We start from the raw sequence: 19,390 nt of genomic DNA, 5'->3' as shown, positions 1-19,390 counted from the left end.
CTCCTCAGGCGGCGGCGACGACCTCGACCTCGATCAGGCATTCGGCGAAGGCGAGCCGCCGGACCTCGACCACGGTCGCCGCCGGCAGCGTGCCGCCATAGACCTGCATCCGTCTGCCATTCGCCTCGAGGAACGCCTCCATGTCCGTCACGAATACCGTTTCCTTGACGACATCGGCGAGCCCGAGGCCGAAATGCGCGAGCGTCCGCGCGACTCCGGCATAGGCCTCGCCGATCTGCGCGGCCATGTCGCCGGGGTGGAGCGGCGCGAAGGAGTCGTCGACGCTGAGCGAGCCGGCGACGTGGACGAGGCCGCCGACCTGCACCGCCTGGGCATAGCCGAACGCCTTTTCGCCCTCGGGCCGCAGGTGGAATCGCTTCTTCTCGGTCATGGCGCGTCTCAGAACCTGAAGCCGATCTCGGCGCCGAAGATCCGGCCCGGGTCGGATTGGACGGCGTCGCTGTTCAGCGGGACCAAAGCGACCGCGAAGATATAGCGGGAGAAGGCGCTCGTCGCATAATCGCGCTCGAACAGGTTGCGGACGAACAGGGTCGCCGTCCAGTTGCTGCCCTCCAGGGCAAGCTGCGCATCGACCGTGCCGTAGCTCCGCTGGTAGAGGTAGAGCTCGTCGTTCTGCGGGAACTGGAAATCCTGGAAGGACTGGCGGCCAACGACGGCGGCATCGACGCGGGCGCGAAGGTCGATCGCATCGGTCACCGGAAAGCGATATTGCGCGCCGAGATTCAGCGTGAACTCGGGGGCGTTGGGCATCTGCTGGCCGACGTAGAGCGCGGTCCCGTCGAAGTCGACGATCTCGGCATCGAGATAGCCGAAGGCGGCGTTGAGCTCGAAGCCCCGAAAAGGCCGGGCATTCAGCTCCAGCTCGAACCCGGTGATCTCGACCTTGTTGGCATTGAGCGATCCCTGGCTGATCGTCGCCGGATCGAGCTGGAAGATCTGCGGGTCCAGATGCTCGGTGAAGAAGGCGGCGCCGTTGAAGATCAGCCGACGGTCGAGCAGGGTGGTCTTGAAGCCGAGCTCGTAATTGCGGGACGTCTCCTCGCCGAGGATTCGCGGGAAGGTCGGTCCGGCCGCGGCCGGGTTGAAGTTGCCGCTCTTGAAGCCCTGCGAATAGGTCGCATAGAGCATCACCTGGTCGGAGGGCCGCCAGGCGATCGAGAATTTGGGCTGCAGCGCCTCGAAGCTCTCCTCGGTCTCGAAATTCGAGAAGAAGTCGTCGATGCGGCCGTCGCTGACATCATAGCGCAGGGCTGCCGTCAGCTCGATCTGCGGCGTCAGGTCGAAATTGACCTGACCGAACACCGCATATTGGTTGAACGTGATGCGGTTGTCGGCGAGCGGCGCTCCGACCGTCCCGGCGGAGACGAAGCCGCCGCCGGGGCCGCTGAAGCAGCTGCCGATGAAGAGGCAGACGTCGAGCACGGCCGCGGTCTCGATCGATCGCTCGGAATGCTGGTAATAGCCGCCCAGGATGTAGCGCAGCCGGCGGTTTCCCGGGGACGTCAGCCGCAGCTCCTGGCTGAATGCCTCGGTGTCGCGCGACTGCTGGGCGTTCGGGACCAGCGGGAACTCGGAAATATCGAGATCCTGCCGGAAGAAGACGTCGATGTCGTTATAGGCGGTGATCGACGTCAGCGTGGCGAAGCCGAAATCGTAGTTGATGAGCATGGACAGGTCGGTGATCTGCCGCTCGCTCAGCGATTCCGTATCCTGCGCCGGGCGCAGGGCGGCGATCTCCCCGGTGATCTCGCCGCCCGACTGGCCGAGCACGTCGAAGCGGCTGAACCAGGTCGAGCCGCCGCGCTCGTCGGTATAGGCGGCGCGGAAGTCGATCTCGAGGCCCGGCGCGGGCATCAGGATGAGACGGCCGGTCGCCCGGGTCTGGCGGTTGCGGTCGATGCCGTCGCCGGTCAGCTGGTTGACGATGTAGCCGTCGCTGTCGCGATGAGACAGCGACAGGCGCGCGAGCGCGAAGTCCTCGACGATCGGACCGCTCACCGCCCCGAAGACCCGCCAGGAATCGGCGCTCTGATAGCTGGCGCGCGCCTCGCCCTGCCATTCGTTGGTCGGCCGCCGGGTGGTGATGTTGATCGCGCCGGCGATGGCGCCACGACCGTAGAGCGCGCCCTGCGGCCCCTTCAGCACCTCGACCCGCTCGACGTCGCTTAGGTCGATGGTGAAGGCGTCGGAATCGGGGAGGACCACGCCGTCGACGGAAAAGGCGACCGCCGCAGCCTGGTTGCGGTTCGCGCCGAGGCCGCGGATGGCGATATTGTTCGTCGCCGTATCCTGATCGTTGTTGATGCGGACGTTGGAGGTGACGGCGAGGAAATCGTCGATCCGTTCCAACCGCCGCTCCGCGATGTCGTCCGCGGAGAAGGCCGTGATCGAATCGGGCACGTCCTGCAGATTCTCGGCGCGCCGCCGCGCGGTGACGACGATCTCCTCGAAACCCTGAGCGGAGGAATTGGCCGCGGCTGCACAGGCTTGCGCCTCGCTCGATCCGTCGGGAGCGCCGGCGCAGGCCTCGTCGCCGGCCTGGGCCGCCGCGGGAGTCGCCATGATCAAAGCCAAGGCCGTGCCGCCAAGCAAGGCCGTACCCATCCCCTTCATGCCCATCTCTTCTTCTCCCACTCCTCCGCGCCGTCGTTGCGGCGCGGGCGCCCCATGATCAGTCGAACTCGGCCGGCAGCGGCTCATCCTCCCGTTCGTTCTCCCATCCCGTCGCCACGATCACCCAGCGCCCTTGCTCTCGAACCAGATGGGCGAAGGTGACCCCGCGGCGCGACGTGCCGTTGACGGTGGCGACGAAGCGGCTCCGGACGCTGGCGAAATTGCCGTAGCCTTCGATCTTCCGGCCGGTCTCGACCTCGCTCAGCGCGCTGACGGCGCCACTGCTGCGCTGCCCCTCCATTCCGGCGATGAAATCCTCGATCCCGATCGGGGTGGCCGCCCCGCTGCCCATCGGAACCAGCAGGATGTTCGGGTGGCAGCAGGCGCGGAAGGCATCCCAGTCGGGCGCCTTGCCGTCGTCCCATCCGACAGCCTCGTAGAGTCTCGGACAGACCGCACCGATTTCCTCGATGTCCGCCGGCGACAAGATGGCGCTCATGCTCTCCCCTCTCCCGATATCAGCTGATGAAGGTCGCGCTGGGATGGTCGCGCGGGAATTCGCGAAGATATTGGAGGAAGCGCGCCAGCGAACGGTCGCTCTTGGTCAGGGTGCCGGGGCGGAAGCGCGCATGCTCGACGATCGGCAGGTCCTCGGTCGCGATATGGACCTCGAGATCGTACATGGCGTCGAGGAAGGCGCGCGTGCCATCCGGGTCGGCGGGGTCGTCCTCGACCGCGACCGCGAAGAACAGGCGGCTCTCGCCGGGCCGCGGCAGGCCCATGGGCGCGACGAAGCCGAACCAGCGGCCACCGAGCTCGCCATGCTGCCAATAGAGGCTCGTGCCGAAGATGCCGACCTCGAATTCGAGCCGCAGGCCTTCCCGGTTCGCACCCTGGAGGGTGTAAAGCATCGAATGGTCGGTCCATTGGACGAGGTCGTGCGGCTCGCGATCGAAGGTGATGCCGTGGACGACGTTGATGTGCTGCATGTCCGGCGTGTTGCAGCAGATCACCCAGGGATCGACCGGCATGCGGATGTTCCACTCGCCGACCTTCCAGACGAGCCCCTCGGGGGCGCGCGGCAGGTCGGGCAGCTCGAAGCTGGGTTCGGTCCCGTTGAAGGCGAAGACGAAGCCGTATTTCTCGACCGTCGGAAAGCGGAACAGTTTCGCCGTCGGCGGTATCGGATCGCCCGATCCCGTCGACACGCACTTGCCGTCCGGCCCGTAGCGCCAGTGATGAAAGGGACAGCGCAGCGCCCCGTCCACCATCTCGCCGCCGCACAGGTCGGCGCCGAGATGCGGGCAATAGGCGCTCAGCACGCTGGCCCGGCCGTCGGAGTCGCGCATGACGATGACGCGGCCGCCGAGGAAGTCGAAGCCGGCGAAGCCGCCGGACTCGACGTCGGTCGACAGGCAGACCGCGAACCAGCTCTGGGTGAAGAGGCCGTCCTCCCCTTCCTTCAACGGCGCCAGCGATCGGCGCGGCGTGAGCATTTGGGCGGCAGAGCTCATCGTCGACTCCCTGCGGGATGCTTATCGGAGTCGAGAGATATCTTCGAAAATCGCAAACTGTCAACGGCTATTCGCGGATTTCGTAGATGACTTGACACGGAAGATCGGAATCCGCATCCATCTGTCTACGTCGTTGCGGATCGGCTAGACGGGTACGCGGCAGCGGAGAGGTGACGATGAGCGAGAAGACACAGAAAGCCGGACGCGGGCGCAGCCGACCTCCGGTCAGGACGGATGCCGGCGATTCGGTCTCGCTCGAAGAGCCGGAGCTCAACATGCGGATCGTGGAGCTGCTCCAGCAGGACGGGCGGATGCCTTATTCGAGCATCGCCAGCATCGTCGGCGTGTCGGAAGGCACGGTCCGCAACCGCGTGAAGCAGCTGATCGCGGACAATGTCATCACCATCCAGGCCGAGGCGCTGCCCGACGCATTCGGCTACAAGTTCAACACGATGACCTTCATCAACGTCGCCGCGGGCGCGGATGTCGATGCGGTGGCCCGGCGCCTCGCCCAGCTGCCCGACGTCTATTATCTGACGATGCTGCTCGGCCGCTTCGATCTCGGCATGGCTACCTATCACAAGTCGCAGGAGGACTTTCGCGAGTTCCTCATCCGCCATTGCTACGGCCATCCCGACATCGCCGAGGTCGAGAACAGCCTCGTCCTCAAGGTTCACAAGGTGAAGCTGCACTGGAGCCTGGACGACGACGCGCGGCGGGGACCGGCATCGAGCTGAGGGAGGAGAAGGCTGATGGTCGTCAACGAGCAGGCCACCAGGATCATGGCGCCGGCGGAGAAGGTATGGGCACTGGTCGCGACCCATGACGGCCAGCGGCTCGCCGCCCGCGGCTTCGTGGCGTCGATGGAATTCGAAGGCGAGGGCCTGGGAATGGTCCGGACGATGCGGACCGAGGGGCATCTCGGCGAGACCTATGTCGTCGAGCGCTGCGACCATTTCGACGCCGACGAGATGGAGATGATGTACCGGATCACCGACACGGGCGGCGCCGTCCCCTTCGCCGACTATCAGGGGCGCGCCAGGGTGATCCGCGCTGGCGCCGACGCCTGCGTGCTGATGCTGCGGTCCACCTTCATCCCGGTCGACATGGGCGAGGCGGAGGCGAAGGCGATCTCCCAGGCCAATTTCCGCCTGTTCCTCGACAATATCCGGTCCGCGGCCGAAGGTGCCGACGCCTGATGCCGGTCATCGCGACACCGGTCGGCAACCGATATGACCATGTGAGCTATCTGGTCTCCTGCCCCGCGACGGGGGAGGCGACCGCGATCGACCCCTTCCATCTCGACCTCGTCCTCGACACCGCCCGGGCGAACGGCCTCGCCATCACCCAGATCGTCAACACGCACGAGCATTGGGACCATGCCGGCCGCAACGATCGCCTTCGCGCCGAGACCGGCGCCAGGGTCCTGGCGCCGAAGGCGGCGGCCGGGGTCATCGAACATGTCGACGCGATGCTGGTCGAAGGGAGCGAGATCGCGGTCGGCGAACGCCACCGGCTTCGCGTGCTGGAAACGCCGGGCCACACCATGACCCATGTCAGCCTGCTCGGCGAGGACGAGGGCGTGCCGTTCCTCCTGTGCGGCGACACCCTGTTCGGCGCGGGGGTCGGCAATTGCGGCTATGGCGGCCATGTCGGGACGCTCTTCGCCACCGTCGATCGGCTCGCCGCCCAGCTCGCCCCGGAGACTCTTCTCTATCCAGGGCACGATTATCTCGCCCGCAACCTCGAATTCACCCTGAGCGTCGAGCCCGGCAATGCGCGGGCCCAGGCCCTGCTCGAACCGGCACGCGCCCGGACCCTGTTCACCACGATCGCGGACGAGCGCGAGATCAGCCTGTTCTTCCGCCTCGATGCCGAGACGGTGCGCCGCGGCCTTCATGAAAGCGCCGGGCTCGAACCGGGAGCGTTTCGCGAGGAAGTCTTTGCTGCGCTCAGAGCGATGCGGGACCGGTGGTAACCGGCTTCGGCTCCTTTCGGGCAGTCCACCGCCGCTGCGCCATCACTCCACGGTGACGCTCTTCGCCAGGTTCCTCGGCTGGTCGACGTCCGTGCCCTTCGCCACCGCGACGTGATAGGCGAGCAGCTGGACCGGTATCGCGTAGACCAGAGGCGCGATCAACGGATGGACCTTGGGCATCTCGATCGTCGCGATCGACCCCTCGCCCGCCTGGGCGATCCCTTCCGCGTCGGAGATGAGGACGACCTTGCCGCCGCGGGCCTGGACCTCCTGCATGTTGCTCACCGTCTTCTCGAACAGGGGACCGGACGGGGCAAGGACGATGATCGGGACGGCGTCGTCGATGAGCGCGATCGGGCCGTGCTTCATCTCGCCGGCGGCATAGCCTTCGGCGTGGATGTAGCTGATCTCCTTGAGCTTGAGCGCGCCCTCGAGCGCCAGCGGATAATCCTGGCCCCGGCCCAGATAGAGGACGTCGCGCGCCTCGGCGATGACGTGCGCCATCGCCTTGATATCCTCGTCATGGGCGAGCGCCGCGTTCATCGCCGCCGGCGCCTCGGAAAGATGGCGGACGATGTCGCGCTCCTCCTCCTCGCTCATCCGTCCCTTGTCGCGCGCGACCTTGGCGGCGAGCGCGGCGAGCACGGCAAGCTGGCAGGTGAAGGCCTTGGTCGAGGCGACGCCCACTTCCGGACCGGCATGGGTCGGCAGCAGCAGGTCGGCCTCGCGCGCCATCGAGCTGGTCGGCACGTTGACGACGACGGCGATCTTCTGGCCCTGCGCGCGGGCATGGCGCAGCGCCGCCAGCGTGTCCGCGGTCTCTCCCGACTGGGAGATGAAGAGCGCAAGCCCGCCCGCCTCCAGCACCGGGTCGCGGTAACGGAATTCGGAGGCGATATCGAGTTCGACCGGGACCCGCGCGAAATGCTCGAGCCAGTATTTGGCGACCATGCCGGCATAGAAGGAGGTACCGCAGGCGACGATCGTGATCCGCGGCACCGGGCCGAAGGAGAAGTCCATCTGCGGCAGCGCGACCTTCTGCTCGAGCGGGCGCACATAGGATTGCAGCGTCTGGGCGACGACGACCGGCTGCTCGAAGATCTCCTTCTGCATGTAATGGGCGTGGTTGCCCTTGTCGTAGATCGCGGCACTCACGCCCGACTGGACGATCTCGCGCTCGACCGGATTGTTGTCGCGGTCGTGGATCCGGACGGCGTCGTGGGTGACCACGGCCCAGTCGCCTTCCTCGAGATAGGCGATCCTCTGAGTCAGCGCGGCGAGCGCGAGGGCGTCGGAGCCGAGATAGGATTCGCCGTCGCCCAGGCCGACGGTGAGCGGCGCGCCGAGGCGGGCACCGATGATCATCCCGGGATGGTCGCGGAACAGGATGGCGATGGCGAAGGCGCCGTGGAGCCGCGGCAGCACCGCCGCCACCGCCGCCTCCGGCGCCAGCCCCTGGGCGAGCTGATCGGCGACCAGATGGGCCACCACCTCCGAATCGGTCTGGCTCTCGAAGCGCCGTCCCTTCGACTGCATCTCGTCGCGCAGCGCCTTGAAATTCTCGATGATGCCGTTGTGGACGACGGCGACGCCATCGACGACGTGAGGATGGGCGTTGCCGACGGTGGGTGCGCCATGGGTGGCCCAGCGGGTGTGGGCGATCCCGACCGCGCCATCGAGCGGAGAGGCGACGAGCTCGCGGGCCAGATTGTCGAGCTTGCCCTCGGCGCGCCGCCGCTCCAGCGCGCCGTCGTGGATCGTGCAGATCCCGGCGCTGTCATAGCCGCGATATTCCAGCCGCCGGAGGCCGTCCATCAGCCGCGACGCCACCTGCTCCCGACCGACAATGCCGATGATCCCACACATGGATGTCACTTCCCCGCTGCCCCGCATCCTGCTGCAGGGCCTTAAAATCTCTCGCCATTCCCGCTTTCGCGGCGGCGGCACGGAGGGTCAAGCGCCCTTCTTGCGCGCCTGCATCGTCTCGCGGAACCGCTTCGCCCGCCCCGGCTTCTCGACCTGCTCGCCGCGCGCCAGCGCGACCGCATCCTCGGCGACGTTGCGGGTGATGACCGAGCCCGCCCCCACCATCGCTCCGGGACCGATATTCACCGGCGCCACCAGGGCGCTGTTCGATCCGATGAAGGCGCCGGCGCCGATCACCGTGCGATGCTTGAAGAAGCCGTCATAATTGCAGGTGATCGTTCCGGCGCCGATATTCGCACCGTCCCCCACCTCGGCGTCGCCGATATAGGAGAGGTGGTTGACCTTGGCACCGCGTCCGAGCGTCGCCTTCTTCACTTCGACGAAATTGCCGACCTTGGCCTTCTCGCCGATCTCGGCGCCCGGTCGCAGCCGGGCAAAGGGGCCGATCTCCGCGCCGGACGCGACGCTCGCGCCTTCGATATGGCTGAAGGCGCGAACCCGGACTCGCTCGCCGATCGAGACGCCGGGGCCGAAATAGACGTTCGGCTCGACGATCGTATCCCGCCCGATCCTCGTGTCGTGGGAGAACCATACCGTCTCCGGATCGATCAGCGAGACTCCGTCGGCCATCGCCGCCTCCCGCCGTCGCCGCTGCCAGGCGGCCTCCATCCGGGCAAGTTCGGCGCGGCTGTTGATCCCCTCCACTTCGTCCGGCGCGACCTCGATGACGGCCGAACGGCGCCCGTCGGCGGCGGCGATCATGACGATGTCGGGCAGATAATATTCGCCCGCGGCATTGTCGTTCCCGACCCTCCCCAGCAGCTGCCACAGATCGTCGGCGCGGACGGCCATCAGTCCGCTATTGCACAGGTCGACGGACCGCTCGCTTTCGCTCGCATCCTTATATTCGACCATCTTGACGATGGTGCCATCGCCCTCGGCGAGGATGCGGCCATAATGCTTGGCATCGGCCGGACGGGATGCGACCACCGCCACCGCCGGCGCGTCCGCCGCAGCCAGCCGTTCGCGCATCCGCCGCATCGTCGCGGCTGTGACGAAGGGCGTGTCGCCGTAGAGGATCAGGATGTCGCCATCGAAGCCGTCGAGCGCCGCCTGCGCCTGCTGGACGGCATGGGCGGTGCCGAGCTGCGGCTCCTGGACGACGACGGATCCGCCATGATCGGCAACGAGCGGCTCGACCTGCTCGCGTCCGCTGCCGACCACCACGATGGTGCGCTCGGCGCCGAGCGCGTCCACCTCGGCGAGCAGGTGGCCGAGCATCGGCCGGCCGGCAATCGCGTGAAGCACCTTGTGGAGATCGGATTTCATCCGCGTTCCCTTGCCGGCGGCAAGGACGATGGCGGCCACGGGTCGGTCGGTCATGGCGGCCCGATGCCACGGATGGGGAGCCGGTGCCAGTGCTTCCCAAGCGAGGAACCGGTGCCTAACGAACGCGGCCATGCCCGCCTTTCCTTTCGATGTCGTCGCCTTCGACCTCGACGGCACCCTGGTCGACTCGGCCTCGGACCTTGCCGCGGCGCTCAACCACACGCTCGCGCGGCTGGGGCGGCCGCTGGTTCCGACCGAGCGGGTGCGTCACCTCATCGGCCATGGCGCCCGGGCGCTGCTGCGCCGCGGCCTGGCCGCCAGCGGCGAGTCGCCGGAAGCGCTGGTCGACGAGGGCTTTCCGATCTTCCTTGACTATTACGCCGACCATCTCTGCGTCGGCAGCCGTCTCTATCCCGGGCTCCAGCCGGCGCTGGAGCGGATCGAGGCATGCGGCGCCCGCCTCGCCTTGTGCACCAACAAGCCGGAGCGGATGGCCCGGCTGCTGCTCGAGGCACTGGGCCTGGGGAGCCGCTTCGCCGCCATCGTCGGCGGCGACAGCCTCCCGGTGCGCAAGCCCGATCCGGCGCCGCTCCGCGCGGCGATCGAGGCGTCCGGGGGCGGACGGGCGGCGTTCGTCGGCGATTCGATCATCGATGCCGACACGGCGCGCGCGGCGGGACTGACATTCGTCGCCGTGAGCTTCGGCTATTCCGATCGTCCGGCGGTCGAGCTCGGCGCCGACGCCGTCATCGACAGCCTGGCCCTGCTCCCGGAGACGCTGGAACGGCTCTGAGCCGGAATGAACCCGGCCGAAGGCCCGTGCATTGACCTTATATGACCGACGAGGAGAATCCTGCCCGGGTCCGCACCGATCTCGCCGAGGACCGCACCCTGCTCGCCAACGAGCGCACCTTCGCCGGATGGCTGCGGACCGGCTTTGCCGCGGTCGGCATCGGCCTCGGCTTCCATGTTCTCTTCGAGGAGATGCAGCCGGCCTGGCTGCCGCGCACGATCGCGACGATGTTCATGCTGGTCGGGGTGGCGACGGCGGTGGCGGCCGAGCGGCGGGCCTGCACCGTGCGCAAGCGACTTTCCGCTCATGTGGTCGAGAGCGCGAAACCGATGAACCTGCGGATCATCACCGTCGCCATGGCCGTCGCGACGCTGGCGCTGATAGCAGCGATCTGGCTGGTGCCGATCGGCCGCGCTGGCTGAGCGCTCAGGGCCTCCGCCTGAGCTCGTCCCGGATCTCGCGAAGCACGACCAGTTCCTCGGGCGGCGCCGGCGGAGCGGCCTCCTCCGGCTTCCTCAACTTCGTGGCCAGCCGGACGAGCTGATAGATGATGAAGGCGAGGATGAGGAAATTGACCAAGGCGGTGAGGAACTGGCCGTAGCCCAGCATCGGCACGCCGGCTTCCTTGAGCGCGGCATAATTGTGGGGATCGCCCGCATAGCCGCTGGGGATCGGGCCCAGGCGGATGAAATAGGCGGAAAAATCCAGTCCGCCGAAGACGGCGCCGATGGCCGGCATGATGACGTCGTCGGTGAGCGAGGTGACGATGGTGCCGAAGGCGGCGCCGATGATGACCGCCACCGCGAGATCGAGGACATTGCCGCGCGCGATGAACTCACGAAAGCCGCTCATGAACATGCCCCTGCCCGTTCGTTTCCGGGGTCGAGGATAAAGGGTGCGGCCGGAGGGGTCCAGCCGCCTTCAGCCTCGCGCCTTCACCCACAGATGACGGGCCAGCATGAGCGGCGGCATGCGCAGCCAGTGCGAGCGCACGAAGAAGGCGAAGCGGAGCAGCGGCCGCACCGGCTGGCCCCAGCCGTTTCGGGCGAGCAGGCGGGCGGCGAACAGTCGGTCGACGAGACGATCGCGGCCGGCCACGGCCCGGTCGACCGGCGTATCGTAGATCCGCGCTGACAGCCGCAGCGCCCGGGCGACGGCGGGACCGAGCTGGTGCCGCCGCGCCCGGTCGTCCAACTGTCCCCAAAAAGCGGGGTCGGAGGCGAACTGGCGCAGCAGCCGGTCGATGTCCCACAGATTGCGAAGGCCGCCGGCGAGATCGCCGTCGGCGAACAGGTGGGCGGCGGCGTGGACGATCATGTCGGCGGGCGCGAGGATCCTGAGGCCGCCGTCGATGGCGATGCTGTCGGCGATCAGGGCGTCCGCGTCCGGCCGCGGCCGCGCCGTCATCGGCAGGATCGTGTGATGAACGTCGATCATGCGGTCGCGGGTGCGATGGATCAGCGGCGGCAGCTCGTGCATCCAGCGGCGGTAATAGAGGTCGTCATAGCCGTCCGCCTCCTTGAGGCGCTCCCAGCCGGCGGCGAGCAGCGCCGCCTCCACCGCCTCCAGGCTGTCCCTCGGCACCAAGATGTCGAGGTCGCCGACGAAGCGGCCGGTCGAAGCGGCCAGCCCGGCGGCGTGAAAGGCATTGCCCTTGAGCAGGACCACCGGGATGCCGAGCGGCGCCAGCGCGCGGCGGGTCATTTCGGCCTCCCACAACGCCTGCACGCGCTGCTGCGCCGCGTCCCGCCGCGCGGCCGCGAGCAGCCGCTCGACCTTCTCGGGGACGTCGTGGCCGTCGAGGCGGCAAGCCAGGCTTCCGATCAGCTGCTCCGCTCGCGCGGCGGCGATCAGCGCATTCCATTCCTCGCCGGCGAGGCGGGCAGCAATCTCGGGTGCGCGCAGCACCGCGGCGACCAGGCGGCCGCCCCTCACGCCGCCTGCTCCCACAGGCCCTCGACCATGTCGATGGCGGTGGCGGCATCGGGATAATCGATCGCGGCGGCGGGGCAGGCGGCGACGAGGCCGTTCAGCGCCTCGAACCCGGCGCCGCCAAGGGCGACATAGTTGGTCGAGGATTGGGTGAGGCGCATGAACACCTCCGCCTGCCCGACGCCGCGCGCCGCAGCCGCCTCGCCGAAGCGCGGGAACAGGATGAGCGCCGGCCGTGCCGGCTCCGCCATCGCGGCCAGCGCGCGCTTGTTCGGGCGAACGTGGCGGATCGTCCCCTTGGGCGTTCCCGCGAGCACCGGCCCGAATCGGTCCGCGTCGACCTCGGCTTCCATCACCGCGATGGCGCCGTTCTTGAGACTGACCGCGCGCGGAAAGGCGCGAAGCCTGCCATCGGCAAGATCGAGCAGGGCGAACTCGTCGCCCATCAGCCGCCATCCGCGTTCGCCGAGCAACGCCGCCAGGGTCGATTTTCCGGCCCCGGATTCGCCGGTGAGGATGAGCGCCCTTCCGTCCTTCTCGACGCTCGCCGCGTGGAGCAGAAGATAGCTCTTCTGGCCCAGCGCCATCTGCAGGTTCATGCCCATCTCGGCGGCGAGCAGGCCGTGAGCCAGCGCCATCGGCGCCGCGTCCGGCAGGACATAGTCGCCGGCAATCGCCACCGACGGGCGCAGCCATCGCCGCCACGGCCTCTCCGGCTCGAGCCGCACGGTGAAGTCGCAGATCCGCTCCGGCTGCGGATAGCCCTGGTACAAATGTGCCAGCGCCTCGAGCGGCGCGCGCCAGGCGGAGCCGATGCGGAAGGCGACCGGCCCGATCTGCAGGGAAAGGCTATGCCTCATGTGCGAACCTGCACTTTGACGGTCGAATCACGGTTTGCGAGTGCGTGGCACCCTTTTCCTCCCCTCCCTGGAAACAGGGAGGATCGTGGCGACCTTTTGGTCCGTCCGGGGGACGGACCTGTCGCCACGATGGGGGTGGGTCGGCCCAATCTGGCCGCGACTTCGAGGAGGATCGCCTGGGCAACGCCGTCGGGGTTGTCTTGAACCTCAGAGTTTCAGAAGCGGATGACCTTCCAGCCGAGACGTTCGAGAAAAGCCGTGCGCGCTTCGTCCTCGTCGGCCGCTTCGAAATGCTGGCTGCCGTCATACTCGACGAACAATTTGGCGCGCCGACAGGCGAGATCGAGGATGTACGGCCCGACGACCAGTTGCCGCGTGAAGCGAGGACGAAAGCGGGAGAGGCACAGCCAGAGCCGCTTCTCACTCTCGGTGGGCTCGTTGCGCATTTCGCGCGCGAAGGTGGTGAGGCGAGGCGGAATCCTCGGCATTGCGATATCCTGCGCGCACACGAGCCGGCGCGCAAATTCTCCTTTTGTGCTTCTTGCAGGGGCATACCCACCCCCGGCCCCTCCCTGCGTGCAGGGAGGGGAGAATGCGAGATGGCCCGCCACTCCATCACGCGCGCCGGACCAGGCCGGCGGCTTCGAGCTCCTCGAGCCGGGCGTCGATCGCGTCGGCGGCCTCGTCCCCTTCGAGATCGTACCAGGCGCGCATGCGGGCAAGGATCTCGCCCCCATCGGCGGGACCAAGCTGCAGCGCTTCGAGGATCTGCGGCGCTGGCGACGCCACGATGTGGGTCATTCCGGAGGGATGGTGGAAAAGCAGCGACAGGCCGTCGAGCTCGACCCGGGTGAGGCATTCGGCCGGATCGGCGACGTAGCGGGCGCCGCTCATGGCGCCAGCACGGCTAGCGCGGCATCTGCAGGGAGGCGTAGCAGGTGAAACCGCTCATCCCCGCCTGCAGCCGCCGAATGTAATTGGCATAGGCCTGAGAGGATCCCGGATTGACGCCCGGCGGGGTCGAACCGCGCAGCAGCATGCGCGCCTCCTCGCCTCGCAACGGACGCGCCAGCGGCGGCGCGGCGCCGGCCGTGCCGGGCGCGACCAGACTGCCGTCGGGTGCGATATGGCTGCCGGCCGCGTGAGGCCCCGGCACCGGAATCTCGCAATTGAGCACCGAACCCGCCGTCTGGGCGAGGGCCGGGCGGATCGTCACCACGGTCGAGGCCGCGGCGACGCCGAGCATGAGTACGGTACGCCGGCTGGGAACGAAGCCCTCGCTGCCGCCATCCTTGTCTTCAATGCCGCTCATGACCGATCCCGCTACACGACCCGCCTTACATAAGGGTAAAGCCACTGGCGGTGCGAGGCCGCCGCTGCGCGTGTCCCGCGATGGCACGACACCTCCGAAGAAGCTTTCGCGCCGCCGGGACAGGGCATTTTCCGCCGGCACGGAGAAAAATCGTTTCGGCATCGTTTATGCCGAGTCCCAGCAAGGAGGAGCATGATGAAAACCGCACTCTTCGCGGCTGCCCTGACGATGGCGGGCGCGGCCTTCGCCCAGACGACGGGCACCACTGCCGCTCAGCCGTCGACCGCCACGCAGACGTCGGCGCCCGGTAACCAGGCGCCCGCCCGCGATGCGCGCGGCATCCCGGTCGTGTCGGCACCGGCCGAAGTGCCCGCCGGCGCGAACCAGAGCCCGCCGGTCCAGGCGGGCGCGGTCTTCCAGCCCAATCCGAACCAGCAGCAGGTGTTCACGCCGCGACCTGCCGAGGGTGAATTCCCGCCCTGCTCGCGAACGGTGACCGACCGCTGCGTTCAGACCTACGAGCGCGGCCGCGGCCCGAACTGACGAGCGCAGCAGCCCACCTCCGTCTCGGCCAATAGCCGGGGCGACCGATGAACGGACGCCGGCGCGGCCTTTCCTCCGCGCCGGCTTTCCCCTACCCGCCTGGCCGGACAACGAGCGAACAAGGCGGGACAGTCATGACCATCGGCTTCGAAGGGCGCGTCGCCATCGTCACCGGCGCTGGGGGCGGGCTCGGCCGCGCTTACGCTCTCGAGCTGGCGAAGCGAGGGGCCTCGGTCGTCGTCAACGATCTCGGCGGTGCGCGCGACGGCACCGGAACCAGCGACGCGGCGCAGCGTGTCGTCGAGGAGATCGCAGCGTTCGGCGGCCGCGCGATCGCCAACGGCGCCAGCGTCACCGATCATGCTCAGGTCGAGGCGATGGTGGCTGAGGCAAAGGCCGAGTTTGGCGCCGTCCATATCCTCATCAACAATGCCGGGATCCTGCGCGACAGAAGCTTCGCCAAGATGACGATCGAGGACTTCCGCGCCGTCGTCGACGTCCATCTGGTCGGCTCGGCGCTCTGCACCAAGGCGGTGTGGGAGACGATGCGCGAGCAGGCTTATGGCCGTATCCTGATGACGAGCAGCTCGACCGGCCTCTACGGCAATTTCGGCCAGGCCAATTACGGCGCCGCCAAGCTCGGCCTGGTCGGGCTTGCGAAGACGCTCGCGCTCGAGGGCGCCAAATACGACATCCGCGTCAACACGATCGCGCCGACCGCGGCGACGCGGATGACCGAGGACATCTTTCCGCCCGAGCTGCTGGCGCGCTTCCGGCCAGAGCTGGTTGCGCCCGCGGCCCTGTTCCTGGTCTCGGACGAAGCGCCGACGAACCATATCGTCGGCGCCGGCGCCGGAGTCGTCCAGGCCGCCTTCGTGACCCTCACGCGCGGCGTCGCGCTCGACGAGGATGAGCAGACGCCGGAAGGAGTCGCCGAAAACTGGGCCCGGATCATCGACCGCGACGGCGAGGCGGTGCCGCAGTCCGGCCACGAGCAGACGCTCGGCATCCTTCAGCGTCTGCAAGGGGCCTGATCTCGCCGCTCATCGGCGCCCGCCGCCACGCCGCACTGTATTGCTCGACTCACACACCGCTGGTATACTCCCGCCAAACAGAGGGAGGATGACCATGTATAGCGAGAGCGATCTCGAGGCCGCCATCGTCGCCGGCGCGCTGACGCGCGACCAGGCAGGGCGGTTCCGGGACTTCGTTGCGTCCGGCCGGCACGCTCCGGTGGTGGACGAAGAGCATTTCCGGCTGCTGACCGGCTTCAACGACATCTTCGTCGGCATCGCCGCGGTGATCCTGCTCGTGGCGGTAGGGTGGATCGGCTATTATGTGCCGCCCCGCATCGACTTTGACGGGCCGACGCCGTTCATGGGCCTGTTTGTCGCCGCCACCGCCTGGGGCCTCGCCGAATTCTTCACGCGCGAGCGGCGCATGGCACTTCCCAGCATCCTGCTGCTGCTCGCCTTCGTCGGCGGGGTGTTCGCCACCGCCGGAATCACTCTCGTCCTCGCCGTCGGCGAGGCGCGGCTCCAGAACGATGCGACGCTGGCGGCGATCCTGCTGGCGGCCGCCGCCGCGATCGCTGCCGCCTCGGCCTGGCTGCACTGGCGGCGCTTCCGCGTGCCGATCACCGTCGCCGCGGGAACGGCGGCCGTGGCCGCCCTCGTGGTGGGCTTGGTCCTCTCCGCCGTCGGGGACACGCCGGCGACCGAGACCGTCGTGCTCGTCACGCTTCTCGCCCTCGGCATCGGGGTCTTCCTGTTCGCGATGCGTTGGGACGCTTCCGATCCGCGTCGCGAGACCCGGCGCTCCGACGTCGCCTTCTGGCTTCACCTGCTGGCGGCGCCGATGATCGTTCACCCGGTCTTCACCCTGCTCGGCCTGACCGAAGGCAGCGTCAATCCCGGCGAAGCGGTGATCGTCGTCGCCCTCTACGTCGCCCTCGGGCTTGCCGCGCTCGCCATCGATCGGCGCGCCTTGCTGGTCTCCGCGCTCGCCTACGTGCTCTATGCGCTGAACAGCCTGTTCCGCGAATATGGCGCCGTCGAGCTCAGCGTCGCGCTCACGGCGCTCATCATCGGCTCGGCGCTGCTGCTGCTGTCAGCCTTCTGGGCCAATGCCCGGCGGGCGATCGTGCAGCCGCTGCCGGAGGGCCTGCGTGGCAAGCTGCCGGTGCTCGACCGTGTCTCTCACGAGGCGGTGGCCGCCTAGACCTGGGTCTCCCCTCCCTGCCTGCAGGGAGGGGAAAGACTTTACCCTGCCACCACCTTCATCAGCCGCCGCTCGATCGGCGCCAGCACGGGACCGAGCTCGTGGCCGCGGCGGAGGATCTGGCCTTGCTCGCCGATCAGCGCCCACGGACCCTGACGGGCGGCCGGCCGCTTCTCGATCCGATATTCGGGGCGCTCGGCGGCACGGCGGAAGCACCAGAAGGAAGCCGCCTCGGACCGGAGCTCGATCGCATAATCCTTCCACAGGCCGGCCGCGACCATTCGGCCATAGAGATCGACGATCCGGTTGAGCTCGGTCCGCGTGAAACCCGTCTGCCTGGCCTGTCCTCCCGGACCGGACGGAAACGGGAGGACCTGACCCATCAGGCGCGGCTCCGGTCGCCGGCCGTGAGCCCCAGGTCGCCCTGCGCCTGCTGGCGCTCCTCCACCAGCTCGGCGACCCGCTTGCGCAGCTGCTCGACCTCGCACTGGAGGATCTCGAACTTCTGCGTGGCCGGATCATAGACCTCGGAACAGGGTGTTCCATAGGGCAGGAAGCTCTTCGAGCTCTGCTCGGCGGTGACCAGCGTCGAGCGGGCCGGGATTCCGATCATCGTCGCCCCCTCCGGCACGTCCCGGGTGACGACTGAATTGGCGCCGATGCGGGCGCGGGCGCCGACGGTGATCGGGCCGAGCACCTGCGCGCCCGATCCGAGCACGGCCCAGTCCGAGATGGTCGGATGGCGCTTGCCGCCTATCCCTTCGTGCGGCGCGGTGCCGCCCAGGGTGACATGCTGATAGATGGTGACGTTGTCGCCGATCTCCGCGGTCTCGCCGATGACGACGAAGCCGTGATCGATGAAGAAGTTGCGGCCGATCTGCGCGCCGGGATGAATGTCGATCGCGGTCAGCATGCGCGAGAAATGATTGACCAGCCGGGCGAGGAAATAGAGCTCGCCCTTGAACAGCCAGTGGGCGACCCGGTGCAGCCCGAGCGCCCAGACGCCCGGATAAAGCAGGATCTCCCAGCGGCTGCGCGGGGCGGGATCGCGCGCCTTGATCGAATCGAGATAGGCCACGAGGCCGGAAGCCATGGTCACGCTCTCTTCCGTTATGAGGATGAGATAGTCCCGTGAAAAGCGGATTTCCAGTCGCTCTTCGGCCGGAAATATCCGCAGGCGGGGCGTTGATCTGCCAAGCCCTTGGCAACGCTACAAAAGATAGCGCACCCGAACCGTCTGTCGGACGCGTCCGGCGGGCGCGTCGAATCGCACTTCCTCGAAGCTCGGCGGCCCCATGCGAAGGCCGGGATTGCGCGAGAAAGCGAAGCCCTCACGCGGGATCGCCATGAACTTGTCGAGCCGGCCATTGTCGTTCTCATCGTGGATGAGTGCGAGCGCATAAACGCCCGGCGCGGCACCGGAAAAGCGGATGTTCGCGGCCTGGCCGGCCGGCAGCGACCGGCGGATCGCGGCGGGATCGCGGTTGCAGTCCGGGAAGTGTGCCGCGTTGCGGGTCAGGCACAGCCGCACCGAGCCGTTGCCGTTACGCAGCCCTTCGACCGAGATCTCGATCTCCGCCGTCCCCGCTGCTCCGCCCAGCATCATCGCCGCGACGATCGCCGCGAGGATGCGCGGCAAAGCTGCCGAGGCCGCGGTCGGTGCCGCACAGCCGGTCCCAGAGACGGAAATAAAGCCCATAATTGCATCCATATTGCTGGTGATGGCGCTGGTGATGGCTGGCCGTGATCAGCCACGCGCCCGCCGGCCCCTCGACCAGCCGGCTCGGAAACAGCTCCCAGCCCATATGGTTGGTGACGCCCATCACCGTCATCACCAGCAGCACGGCCATGAGAGCGCCGACATGGATCGGGATGGTGAGGACGAGGACGGGAATGACGACGGCGCCGGTCAGCGCCTCAACGGGGTGGAAGCTCATCGCCGCCCAGGCGGTCGGGGGCCGGCTGGCATGGTGGACGGCATGAGCGATCCGGAACCAGCGCGGCCGGTGCATCCAGCGATGGGTCCAATAGAACCAGGCATCGTGGAGCAGCAGATAGACGAGTACCGAGGCCGGCAGCCACCAGAGCGGATAGTCCCCCGCATCGGTATAGACCCGGGTCCAGCCATGCTCCTGCCAACCCCAGGCCAGCAGGCCGGCCGGGAAGCCGTAAATGGCGGCGCTGGCGAGCGACCAGCCTATCTCGCGCCGGATCTGCGGGTCGAGCCCGGCATAGAGGCCGGGGAAGCGGCGCCGCGTCAGCCAGGCAAAGGCGCCGCTCACCGCCAGGTAACGCAGGCCCACGATCGCCGTCATGGCGAGCATCGAGATCAGCGCGGCGAAGAAGATG

At 68.0% G+C, this 19,390-nt stretch carries 24 protein-coding genes; 8 read left to right on the top strand and 16 right to left on the bottom strand.

What is annotated here, in order from left to right:
* Nucleotides 1-4: 4 nt before the first annotated feature.
* Genes DDE10_RS09935 through DDE10_RS09920 form a run of 4 tightly spaced genes read right to left on the bottom strand, consistent with a single transcriptional unit; the run spans nt 5 to nt 4,148 of the window.
* Nucleotides 5-391, bottom strand: coding sequence for a RidA family protein (locus DDE10_RS09935; RefSeq protein ID WP_114952595.1), 387 nt, complete (start codon nt 389-391; stop codon nt 5-7).
* Nucleotides 392-399: 8 nt separating this feature from the next.
* Nucleotides 400-2,634, bottom strand: coding sequence for a TonB-dependent receptor (locus tag DDE10_RS09930; protein ID WP_284734560.1), 2,235 nt, complete (start codon nt 2,632-2,634; stop codon nt 400-402).
* A 58-nt stretch (nt 2,635-2,692) separates the two neighbouring features.
* The gene (locus tag DDE10_RS09925) at nt 2,693-3,133 is read right to left on the bottom strand and encodes a nuclear transport factor 2 family protein (protein WP_114952594.1); all 441 of its coding nucleotides are present in this window, start codon (nt 3,131-3,133) and stop codon (nt 2,693-2,695) included.
* A 19-nt stretch (nt 3,134-3,152) separates the two neighbouring features.
* The gene (locus tag DDE10_RS09920) at nt 3,153-4,148 is read right to left on the bottom strand and encodes an aromatic ring-hydroxylating oxygenase subunit alpha (protein ID WP_114952593.1); all 996 of its coding nucleotides are present in this window, start codon (nt 4,146-4,148) and stop codon (nt 3,153-3,155) included.
* A gap of 176 nt (nt 4,149-4,324) precedes the next feature.
* Here DDE10_RS09920 and DDE10_RS09915 point away from each other — a divergent pair, with 176 nt between their 5' ends.
* The 3 genes from DDE10_RS09915 to DDE10_RS09905 are packed head-to-tail and all read left to right on the top strand — an operon-like array spanning nt 4,325 to nt 6,126.
* Entirely contained in the window at nt 4,325-4,885 is a 561-nt protein-coding gene (locus DDE10_RS09915) for an Lrp/AsnC family transcriptional regulator (protein WP_114952592.1), read from the top strand.
* 15 nt (nt 4,886-4,900) lie between these two features.
* A complete protein-coding gene (locus tag DDE10_RS09910; protein ID WP_114952591.1) occupies nt 4,901-5,347 on the top strand; it encodes an SRPBCC family protein in 447 nt (148 codons plus the stop codon).
* The gene (locus DDE10_RS09905; RefSeq protein WP_114952590.1) at nt 5,347-6,126 is read left to right on the top strand and encodes a hydroxyacylglutathione hydrolase; all 780 of its coding nucleotides are present in this window, start codon (nt 5,347-5,349) and stop codon (nt 6,124-6,126) included. Before DDE10_RS09910 ends, DDE10_RS09905 begins: the two co-directional genes overlap by 1 nt.
* 42 nt (nt 6,127-6,168) lie before the next feature.
* Here DDE10_RS09905 and glmS read toward each other — a convergent pair whose 3' ends face one another.
* Both glmS and glmU read right to left on the bottom strand, forming a co-directional pair.
* Nucleotides 6,169-7,992, bottom strand: coding sequence for a glutamine--fructose-6-phosphate transaminase (isomerizing) (gene glmS / locus DDE10_RS09900; protein ID WP_114952589.1), 1,824 nt, complete (start codon nt 7,990-7,992; stop codon nt 6,169-6,171).
* Nucleotides 7,993-8,079: 87 nt separating this feature from the next.
* Nucleotides 8,080-9,435 carry a bifunctional UDP-N-acetylglucosamine diphosphorylase/glucosamine-1-phosphate N-acetyltransferase GlmU gene (gene glmU / locus DDE10_RS09895; RefSeq protein WP_114952588.1) on the bottom strand — a complete coding sequence of 452 codons (1,356 nt, stop codon included), beginning with the start codon at nt 9,433-9,435 and terminating at the stop codon, nt 8,080-8,082.
* A 76-nt stretch (nt 9,436-9,511) separates the two neighbouring features.
* On the opposite strand from glmU, the gene gph reads away from it, so the two are divergent.
* The gene (gph, locus tag DDE10_RS09890) at nt 9,512-10,174 is read left to right on the top strand and encodes a phosphoglycolate phosphatase (protein WP_114952587.1); all 663 of its coding nucleotides are present in this window, start codon (nt 9,512-9,514) and stop codon (nt 10,172-10,174) included.
* 41 nt (nt 10,175-10,215) lie between these two features.
* Nucleotides 10,216-10,596 carry a YidH family protein gene (locus tag DDE10_RS09885; RefSeq protein WP_114952586.1) on the top strand — a complete coding sequence of 127 codons (381 nt, stop codon included), beginning with the start codon at nt 10,216-10,218 and terminating at the stop codon, nt 10,594-10,596.
* Nucleotides 10,597-10,600: 4 nt separating this feature from the next.
* Here the strand turns inward: DDE10_RS09885 and mscL are convergent, their stop codons facing one another.
* The 6 genes from mscL to DDE10_RS09855 all read right to left on the bottom strand — a co-directional run bounded on the left by mscL (nt 10,601) and on the right by DDE10_RS09855 (nt 14,278).
* The gene (mscL, locus tag DDE10_RS09880) at nt 10,601-11,026 is read right to left on the bottom strand and encodes a large conductance mechanosensitive channel protein MscL (RefSeq protein ID WP_114952689.1); all 426 of its coding nucleotides are present in this window, start codon (nt 11,024-11,026) and stop codon (nt 10,601-10,603) included.
* Nucleotides 11,027-11,095: 69 nt separating this feature from the next.
* Nucleotides 11,096-12,109 (bottom strand): nucleotidyltransferase domain-containing protein, encoded by a 1,014-nt coding sequence (locus tag DDE10_RS09875; RefSeq protein ID WP_114952688.1) that lies wholly within the window; start codon nt 12,107-12,109, stop codon nt 11,096-11,098.
* The gene (locus DDE10_RS09870) at nt 12,106-12,966 is read right to left on the bottom strand and encodes an HprK-related kinase A (protein ID WP_114952585.1); all 861 of its coding nucleotides are present in this window, start codon (nt 12,964-12,966) and stop codon (nt 12,106-12,108) included. Before DDE10_RS09870 ends, DDE10_RS09875 begins: the two co-directional genes overlap by 4 nt.
* A 215-nt stretch (nt 12,967-13,181) precedes the next feature.
* On the bottom strand, nt 13,182-13,454 hold the full coding sequence (locus tag DDE10_RS23780; RefSeq protein ID WP_284734559.1) for an endonuclease domain-containing protein: 273 nt from the start codon (nt 13,452-13,454) through the stop codon (nt 13,182-13,184).
* A gap of 127 nt (nt 13,455-13,581) precedes the next feature.
* Nucleotides 13,582-13,860, bottom strand: coding sequence for an HPr-rel-A system PqqD family peptide chaperone (locus DDE10_RS09860; RefSeq protein ID WP_114952584.1), 279 nt, complete (start codon nt 13,858-13,860; stop codon nt 13,582-13,584).
* A 13-nt stretch (nt 13,861-13,873) separates the two neighbouring features.
* Nucleotides 13,874-14,278 carry a hypothetical protein gene (locus DDE10_RS09855; protein WP_114952583.1) on the bottom strand — a complete coding sequence of 135 codons (405 nt, stop codon included), beginning with the start codon at nt 14,276-14,278 and terminating at the stop codon, nt 13,874-13,876.
* A 195-nt stretch (nt 14,279-14,473) separates the two neighbouring features.
* On the opposite strand from DDE10_RS09855, the gene DDE10_RS09850 reads away from it, so the two are divergent.
* From DDE10_RS09850 to DDE10_RS09840, 3 genes are all read left to right on the top strand, one after another.
* A complete protein-coding gene (locus tag DDE10_RS09850) occupies nt 14,474-14,821 on the top strand; it encodes a hypothetical protein (protein ID WP_162806525.1) in 348 nt (115 codons plus the stop codon).
* 134 nt (nt 14,822-14,955) lie between these two features.
* Nucleotides 14,956-15,855, top strand: a complete 900-nt coding sequence (locus DDE10_RS09845; RefSeq protein ID WP_114952581.1) for an SDR family NAD(P)-dependent oxidoreductase — start codon at nt 14,956-14,958, stop codon at nt 15,853-15,855.
* Between the two features lie 94 nt (nt 15,856-15,949).
* Nucleotides 15,950-17,041 (top strand): hypothetical protein, encoded by a 1,092-nt coding sequence (locus DDE10_RS09840; RefSeq protein WP_114952580.1) that lies wholly within the window; start codon nt 15,950-15,952, stop codon nt 17,039-17,041.
* Nucleotides 17,042-17,082: 41 nt separating this feature from the next.
* Here the strand turns inward: DDE10_RS09840 and DDE10_RS09835 are convergent, their stop codons facing one another.
* The 4 genes from DDE10_RS09835 to DDE10_RS09820 all read right to left on the bottom strand — a co-directional run bounded on the left by DDE10_RS09835 (nt 17,083) and on the right by DDE10_RS09820 (nt 19,365).
* Complete coding sequence (locus DDE10_RS09835) at nt 17,083-17,424, bottom strand: DUF2794 domain-containing protein (protein ID WP_114952579.1); 342 nt, start codon at nt 17,422-17,424, stop codon at nt 17,083-17,085.
* The gene (epsC, locus tag DDE10_RS09830; RefSeq protein WP_114952578.1) at nt 17,424-18,134 is read right to left on the bottom strand and encodes a serine O-acetyltransferase EpsC; all 711 of its coding nucleotides are present in this window, start codon (nt 18,132-18,134) and stop codon (nt 17,424-17,426) included. Before epsC ends, DDE10_RS09835 begins: the two co-directional genes overlap by 1 nt.
* 117 nt (nt 18,135-18,251) lie before the next feature.
* A complete protein-coding gene (locus DDE10_RS09825) occupies nt 18,252-18,647 on the bottom strand; it encodes a DUF2141 domain-containing protein (protein WP_114952577.1) in 396 nt (131 codons plus the stop codon).
* Nucleotides 18,586-19,365 carry a sterol desaturase family protein gene (locus DDE10_RS09820; RefSeq protein WP_432653725.1) on the bottom strand — a complete coding sequence of 260 codons (780 nt, stop codon included), beginning with the start codon at nt 19,363-19,365 and terminating at the stop codon, nt 18,586-18,588. The genes DDE10_RS09825 and DDE10_RS09820 overlap by 62 nt, the downstream gene beginning before the upstream one ends.
* Nucleotides 19,366-19,390: the final 25 nt, after the last annotated feature.

The sequence above is a fragment of the Sphingosinicella terrae genome (genome assembly GCF_003347635.1).
Classification (GTDB): Bacteria; Pseudomonadota; Alphaproteobacteria; order Sphingomonadales; family Sphingomonadaceae; genus Allosphingosinicella; species Allosphingosinicella terrae.
This window is presented reverse-complemented; position numbering and strand designations above follow the sequence as displayed.